Source organism: Methylorubrum sp. SL192 (assembly GCF_026672325.1).
GTDB classification, from domain to species: domain Bacteria; phylum Pseudomonadota; class Alphaproteobacteria; order Rhizobiales; family Beijerinckiaceae; genus Methylobacterium; species Methylobacterium extorquens.
This window is the reverse complement of record NZ_JAPPQV010000003.1, coordinates 2,750,669-2,768,692: the sequence shown is the minus strand read 5'-3', so window position 1 is coordinate 2,768,692 and position 18,024 is coordinate 2,750,669. Positions and strand designations below refer to the sequence as shown.

The 18,024-nt window shown below is 63.7% G+C and carries 15 protein-coding genes and 1 pseudogene; 12 read left to right on the top strand and 4 right to left on the bottom strand.

Annotated features, from left to right (window positions below; all coding sequences use genetic code 11):
• Positions 1-212 precede the first annotated feature (212 nt).
• The 3 genes and pseudogenes from OVA30_RS26000 to OVA30_RS13735 all read right to left on the bottom strand — a co-directional run bounded on the left by OVA30_RS26000 (position 213) and on the right by OVA30_RS13735 (position 4,082).
• Positions 213-1,639, bottom strand: a pseudogene (locus OVA30_RS26000) (fumarate hydratase).
• A gap of 226 nt (positions 1,640-1,865) precedes the next feature.
• On the bottom strand, positions 1,866-2,612 hold the full coding sequence (locus OVA30_RS13740; RefSeq protein WP_268175764.1) for an SDR family oxidoreductase: 747 nt from the start codon (positions 2,610-2,612) through the stop codon (positions 1,866-1,868).
• A gap of 27 nt (positions 2,613-2,639) precedes the next feature.
• Complete coding sequence (locus OVA30_RS13735; RefSeq protein ID WP_268175762.1) at positions 2,640-4,082, bottom strand: aldehyde dehydrogenase family protein; 1,443 nt, start codon at positions 4,080-4,082, stop codon at positions 2,640-2,642.
• Between the two features lie 292 nt (positions 4,083-4,374).
• Here OVA30_RS13735 and OVA30_RS13730 point away from each other — a divergent pair, with 292 nt between their 5' ends.
• From OVA30_RS13730 to OVA30_RS13680, 11 genes are all read left to right on the top strand, one after another.
• On the top strand, positions 4,375-5,301 hold the full coding sequence (locus tag OVA30_RS13730; RefSeq protein ID WP_268175761.1) for a LysR family transcriptional regulator: 927 nt from the start codon (positions 4,375-4,377) through the stop codon (positions 5,299-5,301).
• A gap of 99 nt (positions 5,302-5,400) precedes the next feature.
• The gene (gene citF / locus OVA30_RS13725) at positions 5,401-6,933 is read left to right on the top strand and encodes a citrate lyase subunit alpha (protein ID WP_268175760.1); all 1,533 of its coding nucleotides are present in this window, start codon (positions 5,401-5,403) and stop codon (positions 6,931-6,933) included.
• Positions 6,934-7,180: 247 nt separating this feature from the next.
• A complete protein-coding gene (locus tag OVA30_RS13720; protein WP_268175759.1) occupies positions 7,181-7,417 on the top strand; it encodes a hypothetical protein in 237 nt (78 codons plus the stop codon).
• Between the two features lie 888 nt (positions 7,418-8,305).
• Complete coding sequence (locus OVA30_RS13715; RefSeq protein ID WP_268175758.1) at positions 8,306-9,577, top strand: site-specific integrase; 1,272 nt, start codon at positions 8,306-8,308, stop codon at positions 9,575-9,577.
• A 2-nt stretch (positions 9,578-9,579) separates the two neighbouring features.
• Complete coding sequence (locus tag OVA30_RS13710) at positions 9,580-10,491, top strand: hypothetical protein (RefSeq protein ID WP_268175757.1); 912 nt, start codon at positions 9,580-9,582, stop codon at positions 10,489-10,491.
• A gap of 3 nt (positions 10,492-10,494) precedes the next feature.
• Positions 10,495-11,196, top strand: coding sequence for a tyrosine-type recombinase/integrase (locus OVA30_RS13705; RefSeq protein ID WP_268175756.1), 702 nt, complete (start codon positions 10,495-10,497; stop codon positions 11,194-11,196).
• Positions 11,193-13,394, top strand: a complete 2,202-nt coding sequence (locus OVA30_RS13700) for a hypothetical protein (protein ID WP_268175754.1) — start codon at positions 11,193-11,195, stop codon at positions 13,392-13,394. Before OVA30_RS13705 ends, OVA30_RS13700 begins: the two co-directional genes overlap by 4 nt.
• Positions 13,391-13,906: a hypothetical protein gene (locus tag OVA30_RS13695; protein WP_156635726.1), complete on the top strand. Its 516-nt coding sequence runs from the start codon at positions 13,391-13,393 to the stop codon at positions 13,904-13,906. Before OVA30_RS13700 ends, OVA30_RS13695 begins: the two co-directional genes overlap by 4 nt.
• Before the next feature lie 383 nt (positions 13,907-14,289).
• A complete protein-coding gene (locus tag OVA30_RS13690) occupies positions 14,290-14,628 on the top strand; it encodes a type II toxin-antitoxin system RelE/ParE family toxin (protein ID WP_056203425.1) in 339 nt (112 codons plus the stop codon).
• Between the two features lie 17 nt (positions 14,629-14,645).
• Entirely contained in the window at positions 14,646-15,740 is a 1,095-nt protein-coding gene (locus OVA30_RS13685; RefSeq protein WP_056203422.1) for a HigA family addiction module antitoxin, read from the top strand.
• Between the two features lie 162 nt (positions 15,741-15,902).
• Positions 15,903-16,259, top strand: coding sequence for a hypothetical protein (locus tag OVA30_RS13680; RefSeq protein WP_268175752.1), 357 nt, complete (start codon positions 15,903-15,905; stop codon positions 16,257-16,259).
• Positions 16,260-16,565: 306 nt separating this feature from the next.
• Here the strand turns inward: OVA30_RS13680 and OVA30_RS13675 are convergent, their stop codons facing one another.
• Positions 16,566-16,979: a class I tRNA ligase family protein gene (locus OVA30_RS13675; RefSeq protein ID WP_268177493.1), complete on the bottom strand. Its 414-nt coding sequence runs from the start codon at positions 16,977-16,979 to the stop codon at positions 16,566-16,568.
• A gap of 59 nt (positions 16,980-17,038) precedes the next feature.
• Between OVA30_RS13675 and OVA30_RS13670 the strand changes: the two genes are divergently transcribed.
• Entirely contained in the window at positions 17,039-17,821 is a 783-nt protein-coding gene (locus tag OVA30_RS13670; RefSeq protein ID WP_268175750.1) for a hypothetical protein, read from the top strand.
• The last annotated feature ends 203 nt before the right edge of the window (positions 17,822-18,024 follow it).

The window sequence follows — 18,024 nt, the reverse complement described above, 5'->3', positions numbered from 1 at the left end:
GATGGATCAAAGTCGCCGCCGATAAGCCGTCGCGAATGCTTGAAAAAATTGGATTTTTGCTTCCTGTCCGGTCGGGTGGCGTCATCGTCCTCATTTTTCGGGGACGACCCTCCGTCGCTCGGGATCGACACTCGTCTCTTATTGACGACGCGCCGGTCACGCGCGGGGCCTGGGCGGTCTGTATCTCACCGGCCCGACGCGGCCGGCCGCGATCAGGCCGTGCTAGACGTCTGGAAGATCGGCCGCCGCCAAGCGCTCGGCCCTGAGGCGTGAACATTATCCCCCTCCGCCGTTACCGCCACGGTGACGGGCATGTCCTTGACCTCGAACTCGTAGATCGCTTCCATACCGAGATCCGCGAAGGCGAGGACGCGGCTCGACCGGATCGCCCGCGAGACGAGGTAGGCGGCGCCGCCCACCGCGCTCAGATAGGCGCGCCGGTGCGCCTTGATCGCCGCAACCGCCGCCGCGCCGCGCTCCGCCTTGCCGATCATCGCCAGCAGGCCGAGGCCGAGCATCGTGTCGGTGAACTTATCCATGCGGGTCGCGGTCGTCGGACCGGCCGGGCCCACGGCTTCGCCGCCCACCGGATCGACAGGCCCGACATAGTAGATGACGCGGTTTCCGAACGAGACCGGCAGCGGTTCTCCGCGAGCGAGCATATCCTGAATGCGCTTATGCGCCGCGTCGCGGCCCGTGAGCATGTGTCCAGACAGGAGCAGCCGGTCGCCCGCCTTCCAAGACTGGACCTCGGCTAGCGTCAGCCTGTCGAGATCGACAGGGCGGGCTTGCGTGTCGGGGACCCATTCCACGTCGGGCCAGGCGGCCAGGTTGGGCGTCGGCAGAAAGGCTGGGCCGGAGCCGTCGAGGACGACATGCGCGTGGCGCGTCGCGGCGCAGTTCGGGATTATCGCCACGGGCTTCGAGGCCGCATGCGTCGGCCAGTCGAGGATCTTGACGTCGAGCACCGTGGTGAGTCCGCCGAGGCCCTGCGCCCCGATGCCGAGCGCGTTAATCCGGTCATGCAGTTCGATGCGCAGGGCCTCGATGTCGTTGGCCGGTCCGCGCGCCTTGAGCTGCGCCATGTCGATCGGGGCCATGAGCGATTCCTTGGCCATAACCATGGCCTTCTCCGCGGTCCCGCCGATGCCGATCCCCAGCATGCCGGGGGGCACCAGCCGGCCCCCATGGTCGGCACGGTCTCCAGCACCCAGTCGACGAGCGAGTCAGACGGGTTGAGCATCTTGAACTTGGCCTTGTTCTCCGAGCCGCCTCCCTTCGCCGCTACGGTCACCTCCACCGTGTCGCCCGGCACCATCTCGACGTGCAGGACGCTCGGGGTGTTGTCGCGGGTGTTCCTGCGCGTGAAGGCCGGGTCGGAGACGATCGACGCCCGCAAGGGATTCGACGGGTCGAGATAGGCCCGGCGCACACCCTCGTCGACGACCGCCTGAAGGCTCCGGTCCGAGGCCAGCGTGCAGCCCTGCCCCCACTTCACGAACACCGTGACAATTCCGGTATCCTGGCAGACCGGGCGGTGGCCTTCGGCCGACATCCGGCTGTTGGTGAGGATCTGCGCGATCGCGTCCCGGGCGGCCGGCGCTTCCTCGCGGGCATAGGCCTCGGCCAGCGCGTGGATGTAGTCCAGCGGATGATAGTAGCTGATGTATTGCAGCGCGTCGGCCACGCTGTCGGTCAGATCCTTGGCCTTGATCACGGGCATGGATGTGGCTCCGGAATCCGCGTCTCACGGGAGGGGCCGGCCTGAGCCAAACTCAGGCTCGCCGCTTCGTCATGGGTACGGTGTCTGTCGCGACGGGGCGTTTCTGAGCGGCGCCGGGCGGATCCCGCCGCCGCCCCCCGCTTTACACCGTCCGTCCCCCGTCTACGGGCAGTTCGACGCCGGTGATGAAGTCGGCAGACGCGAGATAAAGGGCGGCCTGAGCGACATCGTCCGCCTCGCACAGGCGGCCGAGCGGGATGCTGCTGAGAAACTTGGCGCGGTTCTCGGGCGTGTCCGGCATGCCCATGAAGTCCTCCAGCATGCCGGTGACGCCCATGACCGGGCAGATGACGTTTACCCGGATGTTCCAGGGCGCGAGTTCGACCGCGAGCGACTTCGACAGCATGTTCGCGGCGCCCTTGGAGCCGTTGTACCACGTCAGCCCCGGCCGTGGCCGGATGCCGGCGACCGAGCCGACGTTGAGGATCACCCCGCCGCCGTTGTCGCGCATCGCCGGCACGGCCGCATGGACCATGTGGTAGATCGACTTGACGTTGACGCTGAACACCCGGTCGAAGGTCGCCTCATCGACCTCGAGCAGCGGGCGGTTCTTGTGCGTGTAGCCCGCGTTGTTGACGATGATGTCGGGTGTGCCGAACCTGCCGGTGACCACGGCGATCAGCCGTTCGATGTCCGGCCGTGACGAGACGTCGGTCCGCACGGCGATCGCCTTGTCCTCGCCCAGCGCCCGCGCGACGGCGGCGGCCTTGTCGGCGTTGAGATCGGCGATGGCGACGCGGGCACCATTCTCGACGAAGCGGTGGGCGATCGCCTCGCCGAAGCCGCTCGCCGCACCCGTGACGATGGCAGTCTTGCCCAAAAGCTTCATTTAGTCCCCCCTTTTTCTTGTTGTGTCTCAACCGTGATTGAAGACCGTGGTCTTGGTCTTGCTGAAGTCGTGCAGGGCGGCAAACCCCTTCTCGCGCCCGTGGCCGCTCTTGCCCGAGCCGCCGAACGGCAGCTCGATGCCCGCCCCGGCCCCGTAACAGTTGACGAACATCTGGCCGGTACGGACACGCTTGGCGAGGCGCATCTGACGCGCGCCGTCGCGGGTCCAGACGGCGGCGACGAGGCCATAATCGGTGCCGTTTGCCAGGGCCACCGCATCCGCCTCGTCGTCGAATGGTAGGGCCACGAGGACGGGGCCGAAAACCTCTTCGCGGGCGATGAGGTTGTCGCGCGGGGTCGGGCCGAACAGGGTCGGGCGCACGTAGAAGCCTTCCATGGGGGCCTCCTCGGCGATCACGCCCTGCGCGAGGACGGGAACGCCGTCCGCGATCGCACGATCGATGAAGCCCTGGACGCGGGCCTGCTGCTTGGCGGTGATGATCGGGCCGCACTCGAGATCCATCTCGGGCGAGCCGACGCGGACCTTGCCGAAGGCCTGCCGGAGCCGGCCGATGACCTCGTCGTAGGCGTTGCGCTCGATCAGGATGCGGCTGCCCGCCGAGCAGGTCTGGCCGCTGTTCTGGATGATCGCCTTGACGATAACCGGGATCGCCGCATCGAGGTCGGCATCTGCAAAGACGATCTGCGGCGACTTGCCCCCGAGTTCGAGCGTGCAGGTGATGAAGTGGTCGGCACAAAGCTTCTGGATGATCTGCCCGACCTCCGGTGAGCCGGTGAAGGACACGAAGTCTACGCCGGGATGGGCGGCGAGCGCGGCGCCCGCCCCTGCCCCGCGGCCCGTCACGATGTTCACGGCACCTCTCGGAAAACCCGCTTCCTCCAAGAGATCGACAAGGGCGAGCGCCGTCGCGCAGGCATCCTCCGCCGGCTTGAGCACCGTGGCATTACCGACCGCGAGCGCGGGCGCGAGCGTCCGTCCGAACATCTGCGCCGGGTAGTTCCAGGGCAGGATGTGACCGGTGACGCCGTGCGGCTCGTGCGTGACAGTGACGAAGTATCCGTCGAGGTAGGGGATGGTCTCGCCGTGCAGCTTGTCGGCGGCGGCGCCGTAGAACTCGAAGTAGCGGGCGAGCGCCACGATGTCGGCCCGAGCGACGCTCGCGGGCTTTCCGGTGTCGCGCGCCTCGATCTGCGCGAGGCGCGCGACGTCGCGCAGGATGAGCGTCCCAAGGCGGAGCAGCAGGCGGCTGCGGTCGAGCGCCGAGGTTTTGCCCCAGGCCCCTTGGTCGAACGCCTCGCGGGCCGCGCGGACGGCGCGGTCTACGTCGGCGGCGGTGCTGTCGGCGATCGCTCCGATCACCTGTCCGGTCGCGGGCTCGTAAACGTTCAGCGTGGCGTCGCCCTCCGACGCGGTCCACTGACCATCGATAAAGTTGCAGGATCGCGACATCAAGGATTGTTCCTTCAAGCACAGACAGTCATCAGAGGTTGCCTGGCGCGGACGTATGAAAGATCTGGCACATCGCCCCAGCTTCGATCCGGGGCGATGTGCCAGATCTTCGTTTCGGCATCGCCTCCCCCGAAAGCGGTCGCTGCCGTTCGGGATGAGGACCGATGCTTCCTAACGCGCCGCCGACGACCCAACTCGCGAGCGGCAAGACCGCCCTAGCCGATCGCGAGGATAGCTTTGGTGGCCGATAAGGTCTAATAAGGCGAATGCCCTAAACCGATGCATGGTGCTTATGGAGCTTCGGCACTTTCGCTATGCCTTGGCCGTCGCCGAGGAGCTTCACTTCACACGCGCCGCCCAACGGCTCGGGATCGCTCAGCCGGCACTCAGTCAGCAGATCCGGCAGTTGGAGGAGGAGTTCGGGACGCAGCTGTTTCATCGGCTGACCCGCGGGGTCGAACTGACGGAGGCTGGGCGCGCCCTTCTGCCCTATGCCCGGGCCGCCCTCGCGGCCGCCGACGAGGGCACCGCTGCGGTTCGGCGCGCAGCCAAAGGCGAACTGGGGCAGTTGCGCATCGGGTTCACCGGCTCGGCCTCGTTCAATCCGGTCGTGTCGGGCACCATCGGTCGCTTCCGTGATGCCTATCCGGAGGTGGAACTGGACCTGCAGGAGCAGGTCACGTCGATGCTGCTGCGATCTCTGCGCGAGGGACGCATCCAGCTCGCCTTCGGCCGCGCCGCGGACGACGAGACGGACGGCCTGCGCCGGATCGCCCTACCTGATGAATCGCTCTGGGCCGCGCTTCCGGCCAAGCACCGCTTGGCCGGGGCCGGGCGCATCGACCTTGGCAGCCTCGCGGTGGACCCGTTCATCCTGTATCCGCGGGCGAACGGGCGCCTCCTCTACGACGCCATCGTCGCAGCCTGCGGCCGGGCCGGCTTCAGCCCCCGCATCGTTCAGGAGGCGCCACAGATGGCCTCGACGGTGAATCTCGTCGCGGCGGGCGTCGGCGTCGCCCTCGTGCCTGCTTCGATGCGGCTGCTTCAAGCCCCGAGCGTCTCTTACGTCGAACTGTCGACGCCGGGCACGGTCGCGTCGCTCTCCCTGGTGCAGGGGCCGGACCTGCTCATGACCGCGTCGGTGCGGAACTTCATCCGCTGCCTCGAAGAGGCGAAGCGCGATCATGCGCCAGTCGAGCAAGATGCGTGCAGCGCATAAGCTGCGGCTATCGGATGGAGGGACCCTGTATATTGGACGGGGGTCCGCGGTGTCGGCATCACTTCTCCGGCTGGAGATGTGCGAGGGGCTTGGCAACGGATGGCAATTCCGTCCTTTATCGAGGGCTACGGTGAGGTCAGACCTTTCACCACCGCCTTCGCGGCTCCGCTCGATGCGGTCCGGACAGGTGCCCGCATCCGGAGCCAGCGGCCCGGTCAGAGCAAGGTGCTGCCCTCGATCCGGGAGGCGATCCTTGCCTGCGGGCTGAAGGACGGTGCCACGGTCTCCTTTCACCATCACCTGCGCAACGGCGACGACGTGCTGCGTGCGGTGATGCATGAGATCGCGGCCCTCGGCCTGCGCAACATCCGCGTCGCCGCGAGTTCGCTGTTTCCCGTTCATGCGCCGCTCGTCGAGCATATCCGCAGCGGGGTCGTGACGGGGATCGTGTCGAACTACATCACCGGTCCGGTGGCCGAGGCGATCACGGCGGGCGCGCTCCCGAACCCCGCGGTTCTGCAGACCCATGGCGGCCGCGCCCGCGCGATCGAGGCCGGCGAACTCACCATCGATGTCGCGTTCGTGGCGGCGCCGGCTGCGGACGTCTATGGCAACCTCAACGGCATCGACGGGCCCTCCGCGTGCGGGCCCTTGGGCTACCCGATGGTCGATGCCCGCCATGCGGATCGTGTCGTGGCGATTACCGACACGCTCTCGCCGCATCCCCTGACATCCATCGACATCGCGCAGGATCTCGTGGACTACGTTATCCCGGTGGCCTCGATCGGAGATGCGTCCAAGATCGTGTCGGGCACGACCCGTGTCACCGAGGATCCCGTCGGGCTCGCCATAGCAGCGTTGGCCGCGAGGGTTATCGACGCCTCGGGCCTCCTTGTGGACGGGTTCTCGTTCCAGACTGGAGCGGGCGGGATCTCCCTGGCCGTCGCGCAGGACGTTGCAACCATCATGCGCGACAAGGGCGTGATCGGCAGCTTCGCAGCGGGCGGCGTACATGCAGGCATCGTCGCCATGTTCCGGCAGGGCTTGTTCCGCACACTGTTCAACGTGCAGTGCTTCGACCTCTCGGCCGTCGCCTCCTATCGGGAGGACAGAGGCCATATGGCGATGTCGGCCTCACTTTACGCCAACCCCGCCTCGAAGGGCGCCCTCGTCAACCATCTTGATTGTATGGTGATGGGCGCGGCGGAGGTCGATATCGGCTTCAACGTCAACGTCACCGCCGTGAACGGCGGCACGATCATCGGTGGCTCAGGCGGGCACGCCGACACGGCGGCGGGCGCCAAGCTCGCCCTCGTGACGACCCGGCTCGCCGCGGGCGGCGCGCCAAAAATCGTTGACGCCGTCGAGTGCGTGACGACCCCCGGCGAGACGATCGACGTTGTCGTTACGGAGGCAGGTGTCGCCGTCAATCCGCGGCGCAAAGACCTGCATGAGCGACTCGCTGCAGCGGGGATGCCTCTCGTTGCGATCGAACGACTGCGCGACCTCGCATCGGAACGGACACAAGCAACGGTGCGTCCTCGCATCGAACCTCAGGCCCGAATCGTAGCAATCGTGGAATACCGTGACGGTTCAGTCATCGATGTCATACGCCAGCGCGGGAGCAAATAGAAACTTTGTTTAATGTTTTATTGATTCGATTGGTCCGGCAGCGTTCGCATGCATTTCATACGTTTTACATTCTAGCCGCTATGGATTCCGCAGTGGCCTCAGTTCAAATCTGCAAGATAGGGCTAGTTGCGCCTATATTGTACACATACTGCAGAAATTAGTGTATAATCTATAGTCAATTGTACAGATAAACACTCCATTTTGGAAAAACATCAGATTTCATAATGCAGTATTGCGATAGGAGGGGGTGAAGATTAAAAATATTATTATAACTACACAATTTTATGCCCTAGTGTCTTTGTCAATCAAGACCATGATTATGACCTGCGCAGTAGCAACCGACTACGATTATCATGCGATGTTCACTGAAAGAGCCAATCGCGTCTTGCTGATGGCGGAAACTGCGGTCATCGTGCTAGATTGCTATTGCGAGCGAACTCAAAAAGGCGAGATGGCTGAAGCACAAGATAGAACAGCAGCCTAATCCGACGCTGTAACAGTGAGTTACGCATTGGATGCGTCGGCTCTACTTTGACTATTCAGCCAGGAGCAGTGCAGGGCCGAGTTCGTGCCTTACTCTCCGAGTCGGCCATCTACTCAGTGAACTACTCGGAGTTTATCGCCAAGCTCGTCGAGCGTGGGGGGCGGTCGCGGCAGTGAGCCGAGCCTCGTCAAGCGCGGCGCCGATGGGGGCGAGGGTAGGCTCGAGCACGCCTTGGAAGGCGTAAAGTGTCGCCCCGCGGATGCGGACACCTGGCGTCTTGCCAACGAACGGCTTGGTCACGCCGCCTAGTTCCGCCTTGAACGCAGTGACCTGACCGGCTGGCTTTGGACCGGGCTGATCCTCTCAATCAGCCCGGTCCAAAGCCAGCCGGTCAGGTCACCGTGGCATGCGGAACGTACTGGAGTCCAACAATCCACCGCGGCCTCGCGGAGCGCCTGGATCAGGCTCGGCCTACTTGGAGGTGAAGGCGGCTTCCTCCGAACCATCGCGAAGCTTGCGTTGAGGGATGCTGGGGCCGGGCTATGCAGTATAAGGCGCAATTGGCGCTAACAGGGACTTGTCAAATTCTCATTCACTCTTAGTAGCTTATCAGCCATTTGCACCTACGGGCGAGAAAAAAGATGTAGAGCCGCCCAGGGAATCTCCCTGTGGTTGTGCCAAGATAGGCTGATAGTTCAGCACCGACAAGGGTTTGGGGGCGGGTATTCCGCCCCCTTTCGGCTTTTTGCGATCCCGGCAGATTGCTGCACCATCGGATGGCCTACGGAGGCCGCGCCCGATGCAGACGATCCCCGACAGACCCACTCCCCCCTCCCCGGCCGCACCAGACACCGGCGTGCCGACATCCTTCTCGAGAACGGGGAGCACATGCCCGTCGTCCTCAGACCGGACGGCGTGCCTGCGCTCATGCCCTGGCTCTGGATCGACCTCGACTTGCGCGAGAAAGACCTGCAGGCCGGTACCCTCGGCGCCTACGCCGCCGTTTCCTGCATCCTCGAGGACTGGTTCGCGCTGCGCGGTATCGACTGCACGGAGCGGTTGGGCATGCAGAAGCCGTTCGAGGACCGCGAAGCCCGGGACCTGCGGGACCACCTGCGTCGGCTCACGCCTACCGGATCGCGCCAGCGCCGCCATGCCATCGCCAAGCGAGACCGTCTCGTTGCGGAGGGACGCAGGGAGGTCGGTGAGGAACCCATCCGACTCCTGCCCGACATCGTGTCCCAGCCCGTCCTCAACCAGCGCATCTGCGTGGCCGCGAGCTACCTGCGCTGGCTCGACGACACCTTGTCCCGCATCGTCTTTCCCGATCCCGTGCGGCGGCGCTCGATCGTGCACGTCCTCGTCGATTTCGCCGAGCGTCTCGAGCGGCACCGTGTGCGTGCCCGCGAGGTCCGCCGCGAGGGCCTGAGCCTCGACCAGCAGAAGCTGCTCCTCGCCGCGATCCTACCCACGACCCCTCCCCTTCCTGCCGGCCGCAGCGCCTTCCGCCAGGACGTGCGGCATCGCAACTTCGCTCTCATTCTCCTTCTTGCCTCGACCGGCCTGCGCATCGGGGAGGCGCTGGGCCTCAAACTCGGCGACGTCCTCGTCGAAGGCGACCAAGTGAGAATCCGCGTCCGGCGTCGACCGGACGATCACCAGGATCCACGCAGGCGCCGCCCACAGGCGAAGACACTCGAGCGGACGCTCACCCTCCCCCATGTCGCCGCGATGGCGCTCCTCGATTGGCGCGATGTCCATCGCGTCGATGGAGACCGCTTCGGCGATGCACAGGCCTCGCCTTTCCTGTTCCTCGCCGCCATCCCTCGGAACGAGGCTGACCGGCGGCCGAGACCACTGACCCTCGGCGGTGCCGACAAGATCTTCCGCCAACTGCGCGACGAACTGCCCCCCGAAGCCGGGCATGTGACCGCCCATCGTCTCCGCCACAGCTGGATGGATCACCTCTGGTCGAGGCTGCGCGCCAAGGGCCCGCAGGATCCGTTCGTGCTCGACGTCATCAACTATGCCGCGGGTTGGCGCCCCGGGTCGCGGCAGGCCGAGGCCTACGCCCAACGGGCAGTTCGTGAGGCAGCCGACGACTTCGCTGCGATCTTCCAAAAGGATCTCGTATCGCTGCTGGACGCCGACCACGAATGACGATGAGCTACGACGGAAACCCCACGCCTAGCGACGATGCGTGGGACGAGCTTACTTGGAAGAACGATGTCGTCATCCACGCACGGGATGGCGCCAGACACGATCTGACCGGAGACGTCTGGATCCTCGAAGATCCTGCTTGCATACGCCGGCTCGACTGGATCGCAACCTGCATTCCCGCCGGCCCCATCCTGGAAGCAGCGAAGGAGTTCGTCCGCCTGCGGATTGAGGAGCGCTCGTACGCGAGTGCCGACGGAGAGTTCCAAGCAATCCGGTGTGCCGCTGGCACTGCCGCCTTCGCCCTTGCAATGGCAACAATGGCCGGCGACCCTGACGCGCATCTCGGGACGGACATCGTGCTCGAAATGATTGACGGCGGCGTTGACCGGGTCCGCATCACCCGCTGGCGCTATTTCTACAGATGGGCGGCGAGGATGGATGACGCGATTCATCCACCCCGCCGCGGCTTCGACCGCAGAGTCGCGGCGGAACTCGACGCGATCGCGCTGGGCCGCCACAAACGCGAGATGCTCGCGGTTCTACGTTTCGATCCCTACGAGGGACCGCTGATCGACGTCGAACTGCAGGCCCTCGTGGCGGCGCTCTCCCACACGATCAAATCGGCGATGCTCGATCTGCAGGAGCGGGTCGCTCTGTGGCTCTGTCTGTCGCTGGGTACGAATGCCGGTCCGCTCGCTCTTCTGAGATCGTCCGACCTCGTGCGCCTGGGACCTGCCCATGCTCCCGAGGCGTACTTCCTCCGCATTCCGCGGCAGAAGAAGCAGGAGGACGAGTATGCCCGCAAGTCCTCCAAGCTGCGACGGCTGGAGCCCGTAGTCGGGCGTCTCGTTGCAGAGCTCGTGGATTGCAATCGAAAGAGAGGCGAAGCGGAGGCGATGCGCCGTGCGAGCTGAGCCATGCCGCTCTTCCTAGCTCCGTCCGCAAACGAGCAGCTTTCAAAGGGCGACAACAAGGCGTATACTATGCATCTCACGTCGATCGGGTTTTCAGAACTCGTTCGATCAGCCGCCGCGAAGCTCAAGGTAGTTTCGCCGCGGACAGGGGCGCTCCTGCACGTCAGGCCTCGCCGCCTGAGGCATACCTTCGCGACGAACCTCGCTCTGCTGGGCGTACCGGCATTCGCAATCGCTGAAGGTCTCGACCACTCCAGTTTGAATACGGTCGCGATCTACGTGGACAATGCGCGCGTTCTGCAGGAGCGGACGGATGCCGCCCTAGCCGAATACATGAACGGGCTGGTCGACGGCTTCCTGGGCCGGCTTCACCGCGACGAGGCCGCGGCAGGAGGCTCCGCCGCGGATCGCATTTATGCCGATCTGGGAGATCGCGGAATCGAGGCAGTCGGCACGTGCGGTTCGAAAGAAGAGTGTCGGCTCGCACCCCCCGTGTCCTGCTATACCTGCCGGTACTTCCGTCCCTGGCTCCACGCGCCGCACGACGGGGTCCTCGCCGCCATCGATGCGCGTGCCGACCGTCTGCGCGCGGCGGGAGCGACAGGTCGGCTTGTCGGGCTTCATGCCGATGCGGCCCGCGCCATCCGCAATCTTCTAAACGAAGTCGCGGCCACTCGAGCGACGGAAGAGGCCGCATCTCCATGAGCCGTTGGAACTCTCACGGGCGTCCGGCGCCGGTACGAGGCACCTCAGACCTCGAGCTCGGCCGCTTCAAACCGCGCGCAGGCCAAACGGAGGAAAACCTCCTTGGCCTCGTGGCCGAAGCGCGACGACTTCGGGTCTTCGGCGCGGACTTCGACTTCGATGCCGATGTGTGGTCGATACACGGGGAGGCTCGGATCCACTTCCGTCGCCTTGGCGAAGGTGGGCCGAAGGCCGCATTGCGACGCCCGCTGTTGACCTCCCCGTTCCGGGAATTCGCGAAGGCGATCGTGGTGCTGCGCGAACGTCGAAGCCGATCCGGCGGTTCGAAATACCACAATTTGATGAGCGCACTACGCCATCTCCACGACGCAGCCGAGGATGTCGGTCATCGGCCGACCGAACTCGAGACTCGGCATTTCCGCAAAGCGATCCTTGGCATGAGAGGAATTTCGGAGGCATCGAAATACCAGTATCAGCAGAATCTCGGACAGATCGCGAGGTGGATCAACCAGGCATGCATCGTCGAGCGACCTGTGAAGGTCGAAGCCATCGTGCGTCCGCCGACCGATCGGCTGAACATGGTCGAAGAACTGCGCGACCTCGCCGCCGACGGTGCGGATTCTCAGGATTCCGCCGGAGGAACGGAGGCGGATCAAGGAAAAGGGCACAAACTCCGCGGGGCGACGATCAGCGCCGACGTCTGGGATGCGCTCTTCGAGGTCCGCCGCATGATCCGCCGGGATGGCAGTGACGGAGACCGCCTACGCATGGCCGTCGTCGAACTGATGGCCGTCGGAGGATGGCGCATCGGCGAGATCCTGGCGATGGGGGCCGACTGCACGTTCCTCGACGGCCCCGATCCCAGGACCGCAAAACAGGTCGAAGTCGATCCGGCGCCCACGGAGGTATGGGTGCACTATCGCCTTTCCAAGGAGAAACGCCACCATACGAAGAGGATACCGGCTGCAGGTGTACCCGTCGTGATGGATGCGATCTGTGAGATCCGACGTATATCCGAGCCTGCGCGCGAGGTTGCTCGTTACATCGCCGAGACCGGACGCGCGCCTCGCCCTGAAGCATGGCGCGACCTCCCCTCGGATACACTTGTTCCTGCCGTGGAAATTTGCGCGCCGCTACGGATCAAAGACAGGCAGGGTGGGAAATGGCTCAGCGACAACGGCATCCCGGTAGTCAGGAAGGGGCGACGGGACTTCGCGAAGCTCGTTGATATTGATGCAGCCATCTTGCGGCTTCAGGACAAACCTCTCCCTGGCAGCAGCATCGCACTCCACGAACACCTCTGCATCATGCTCCGGCATAGTTGCTGGACAGGCCTTGGCCGCCAACCCAAACCGTACGCCGTCGAACTGCTGTCGATATTCCAGGTTCAGGATTTTCTATGCGGACGGAATGCCCCCAAAGTCGAAGCGGGGATACTTGCACGTCGGGGAAGCCGAGTAGGACCGGACGGTGCGGCACCTGAGCGCTCGAGGAGACTCGCTGGCGTCGAGAGCGTGTTCGAGCGGCTTCGCCCCCGACATCCGGATGGCACGGAGATGACGGACCGCGGTATGCCGGTGCGAATCCTGACCCATCAGTTTCGGCATGACATCTCGACGGCGATCATCAAAGGGGGCGGTGGCTACCTCGTTTTGAACGGGCTTCTCGGTCGGGAAAGGCTCGCAGCCAATCGATCGTACATCCATCTCACGACCGAGGAGATGCGCGCGGAGTTACAACGGAGATTGGGAGAAGGCGCCTTCATGGGCGCCTTAGCCCAGACGATAGACGATGCTCCTGAAATCGAGCGTGCCGAACTCCGCGAGGCCGCGATATCGACGCTCGTTTCGACGGACATTGGTCTGTGTCTGCATGACTGGTCAATTCTGCCCTGCCAGAATCATGCTGCGTGTGGAGCATGCCCGCACAACTTCATCCTGAAGGGCGATTCTGCTCAGCGCTCGGCGGCACAGGCGGCTCTGAGATCGCATCAGGCACTGGTCGCAGCTGCCGAAGGCGACACTGGATCGGCTGGCCACATGTCAAACCATACCCGCCACCACCGCAGGATGATCGTGGCGTTGCAGCAGACCATCGCCATTCACGACGATTCCTCGCTGCCCAGCGGCACCTTGATCCAAGTTGTTTCCGCCGCCTCCGGAACGCTCTTCGATCCGGCTGCGGGGCCATCGGCATGAAGAGAGGGTTAAAACCTATCTATCCGTCGCTCAAGCGGGGACGCCGACCAAGGCGCGAACATGTCTACGTTCCTGTTCCGCATCTGGGCCAGGAGCAGGTCGAGCGGATCGCGGCAGGCGTCGCGGCCAGCCGGGTAAGGCGCATGACGTGGGAGGTCGTCGGCGCGATCGCACGGCGTGAGACCGGCACGGCGTACAGCCGCCAGACGTTGAGTAAGAAGCCGGCGATCGTCGCTGCATACGAAGCTCGGAATACCAAGAAGATCGATTCCGACCGAAGCCGCCTTCGGCTTCGACCGGCCGAGGATCTAACAACGGTAGCTTCGCTACAAGCCCAGCTCACGGAGCGTGACAGGATCATCGCCGAGGCAAAGGTCAGGGTCGCAGGTCTCGAAACCGAGATCGACAACCTCAGATGCCGCCTGACCAGATGGATGTCAAATACTGTTCGACGAACGATGCTGACCGAAGAAGATCTCGATCAACCCATCCGCTACCTGCCCCGGCGATGATACTGCGTTCGCCGATGCGCACGCATGCGCGCCGCCACCGGCTTTGCTAGGACGTGACCGATCAGCGGCAAGCCGAGGTCATGCTGCGTTCTCAAAACGTGGAACTCGAAGCCCAAGTTGCGGTGCGCACGGCCGAGCGCGACGAGATCTGGCGCGTCTCCAGCGACCTCCTTTACGTCGCGACGCTCACGCTGCCGAATGCTGTCTCCAGGTTCCGGCCACGGCCTCTCGCCTCAGTCGCCGCCAGAGACCAAAACGGGTGCGAACAAGGCTGTTCATCGGTAGGGGGTACGGAACGTAGGCCATGGCGCCGGCGTTGCGACCATGTTACCCATTGGGTAATGAATCGGAGAACATTACCTTGCAGGTAACGGTTTTGGCCTATGGATCTCACCGTCAGGGGTAAGCGGCTGTGCAAGCAGCTTACCGACCCGAAGGAGATGGCCAAGGCCTTCGGTGACCGCGCGCGGCACATCCGGCTCCGGCTGGGTGTGCTGAGGCAAGCGAAAAGCCTGTCGGACGTCCCGACCGGCTCGCCGGACTACCGGCACATGCTGACGGGTGACCGGAAGGGCCAGTTCTCCGTCACCATCAAGGACAACTGGCGCATCGTCTTCGTGCCCGACCACGACCCGGTCCCGTCCCTGCCGGACGGCGGCGTCGACGTGGCGAGCGTCACAGCGGTCGAGATCGTCGAGGTCGTGGACTACCACGGGAAGTGAGCGTTGGAGGCGTGGACATGACGAGGAAGGAAGCCTTCGTCCCGCAATGGGCGACGCACCCCGGCGAGCACCTTGCCGAGTACATCGAGGAGCGCGGCTGGTCGCAGGCCGAGTTCGCGCGCCTGGCCGGCCTCACGCCGAAGCTCGTCAGCACGATCATCAACGGCACGAACCCGGTCACGCCGGAGACGGCCCTTCGGCTTGAGCACGTCCTCGGCTTGAAGGCCTACATCTGGACGGGGCTTCAGGCGGAATGGGACCTGTTCCAGGCCCGAGAGCGGGAGCGGGAGAGCGCCAAGCGGCAGGCCGACTGGCTGAAGCAGTTCCCGGTGAAAGAGTTGAAGGCATGCGGTCGGCTGCCCGACACGCGCGACATCGGCAGCCTGTTCGGCGAGATGCTGACGATGCTCGGCATCGGTACCGCGCAGGCCTACGATGCAAGGATCGGGTCGCTGGCGGTTCATCATCGCCGGGCGCGTTCCGCGACGGCTTCCCCGCACCACATGTACTGCTGGCTGATGCTCGGCGAGGAGCAGGCCCGACAGCGCGAGCTTCCGGCCTACGACGGCGAACGGTTCCTGCGGAGTTGCACCGAGATCCGGTCGCTGACGGTGCACAGTCCAGACGTCTTCGAGCCGCGCATGCTGGAGCTTTGCCACTCGGCAGGCGTCGCCCTGGTTTTCCAGAAGCCCTTGAGCAAGACCTGCGTCTTCGGTTCGGCGCGGTGGATGAACGAAGAGCGGCCGCTGATCCAGATGTCGCTGCGCATGAAGAGCAACGACCATTTCTGGTGGACCTTCTTCCACGAGGCCGCGCACATCGTCCTGCATCGCGGGAAGAATTTCGTCGACGATCAGAACGGCGAGGGCGACGGGGTGGAGGCCGAGGCCGACGCCTGGGCCGAGGAGGTGCTGGTCGGTCGGGAGCGGATCGAGTCCTTTGCCACGACATGTCCCTCGACCAGGCAGGAGGTTACCGCCTTCGCCGAGGAGGTCGGCCTGCATCCGGGCATCGTGGTCGGCATGCTGCAGCATCGTCGCGCCGTACCCTTCAATCACCTCAACGACTTGAAGGTGCGCTTCGCATGGGCGGACGAGGTTGCGCCGGCCTGACTGATGCGGCCCGGCTGCGCGGCCAAGGCTTCGGATCGTCGATGGTGCGGGTCCGTGGTGTACACGTAACTGGCGAGGTACCGCCCAGCGATACGGCGTCGGGAAGTCTGGCGCGGTGGTCGGCGACCGTTCGCCGGATGGCCACACGTTCGGGAGGGTTTCATGACGCCGCAGGAGATCAAGGCCAAGGTCCAAGGCGCCTACGTGAAGGCGCTGGAGAACCGCTTCATGCAGCGGCATCGAAGCTCGGGCATCTACGACCTGTTCCGCGCGGTGAAGCTTTACGGCCGGGATGCCGGGGCCGATTTCGCGGAGACGAACCTGGGGCGGATCGTCAATGAGGCCGCCGAGATGGCAGGGTGCAAGGAAGCTTCCCTGGAGATGCTGGTCCACGGATGGGGCAAGGCAGCCCTCGACGGGATGGCGCAGGCGTTGCGCGACCTAACCTCCCTGAAGGTCGAAGTGAGCCGAACGACCGTTCGGCTGGTCTGGGCGGAGGCGAACCCGGGGCTGGTTTAGGAACAGCGCCGGCCCCTTCGACCCCTCATCCCTGGGCTTATATGCTCCCAGGGCTTCCTGTGCCTCGACGGGGTCGGCCGCGGCCTTTCAAAGGGCTCGATGCCGAAGTCCGGCGCGAAGAACGTCAGTTGCCGGCTAACACGGAACAAAAACACCAACATCTAGATCGCACCCAGACTGCTAGCACCACATGCGGCCTGATCCCGGCACAGACCCTCCCTGACCGCGGCTGGAGCGATCAAGCGGCAATCCGCCGACCAGACATGCCCGCCCAAATGACAAGATTTCTTTGCAGCTGGACAAACGTTACTTCTCCAGCAGCTTGCTAGAGAGTTGAAGCGCGCCTGATTGGCCGAACACGTCGGCAAGATCCCTGTTCACCTCCGCCACGAAGCGGGCACTTCGGAAGTTAGTGTCGCTGCTCTGGGGTGCGTTGGTGACCAGCCTGCATCGCCAGAGATCGGCTGGGAGCGCCGTGAGCGCGGCGTCGCAGTCGATCCTGCGCCCCTGGCTGGTTGAGAGTTTGTTGCTCTTGAAGGTCAGCCAGTGGAAGCCTGCGATCACGTCGGCGGTGTGCGAGGGCTCGCCCGACCCGATCAACCTCGCGGGGAATCGCACACTGTGGAAGGGCACGTTGTCCTTTCCCGGAAACTGGACGTACCGCGTGTCGGATGCGGCCTCGCCCCACCACCACGCCTGCCGACCCTCATCCTCCTCTATAAACTCTAGCGTTACGTTTCTTCAGATAGAAATCTTTCGCGGAGGGCCGGAAGAGGTGCGTGCGTGCACTGGTCGGCTTACGGGATTCAAGAGGATTTCTGATGAGTGTTGCTTTGGAAACGTTATATTTGCTCGACCAGATTGTAAAAACGATTTCTTCGAATGGGGCGTCGCTAACGAAGACAAAAATAAGCCGCCTATTGGGCAGGGATCCTAAAGAACTAGTTGGTGCCCTTGAGCACGGTTGCGAAAAAAAGATCCTAATATGGTCAGAAGGCAATTGGTATAATGTAAAAAAGGATTTTATCATAGCCGAGGATGCTTTTTATCCTGCAGCTGAGGCGGGGTTGAAAAGGCTTTGGCAAGATGAAAATTTTCATGACAATGAGTTTTTCATCGAAAACACCTCTCGGAAAGACTCGAAGATCGTTGGTCCTTGGACGCGTCCCGACCTCACGCTGATCTCTCATAAAAAATATCCGTGGACCATCGGCCGTGAATTCGACGTCGTAACTTTTGAAATTAAACGACCTGATAGCTGCAACGTGATTGCGGTCTTCGAGGCTCTGTCGCATGCATCTGCGGCAACTAAGGCTTATGCAGTATTTCCTGTTGACCATGCAACTTGGCGAAAAGATAACCCTGCGCAAGAGTCGCGTGTGATGGATGAGTGTTCCAAGCATGGCATTGGGCTGATCCTGATCGAGGATGTCTATGTTGCACCTCGAGCCGTCCACTTGATCAAGGCTCAGAAGCGCGAAATCGACCATGAACGGTGTAGCGATTTTCTTGGTGCAGTGATGTCCGAAGACGCGAAAAGTAGGCTGTCTGAGTGGAAATGATCGGCCACGCGTTAGCGGTGGTACTGGTGCGGGTGCAGCGTTTGCCTAACGGGCACGCTGCTACATCGCGTGATTTCGCGCTTCTCACGCTCTTCAGCCTTGCGCTTGGTTCGCTCCGCGTTCCGATCAAAGGACTTCGGAGCCGATTGGGCGAATTGAAAGTCTTAGCTAGGCTGTTGCGCGAGCGCGGATCTTTCGGCTGC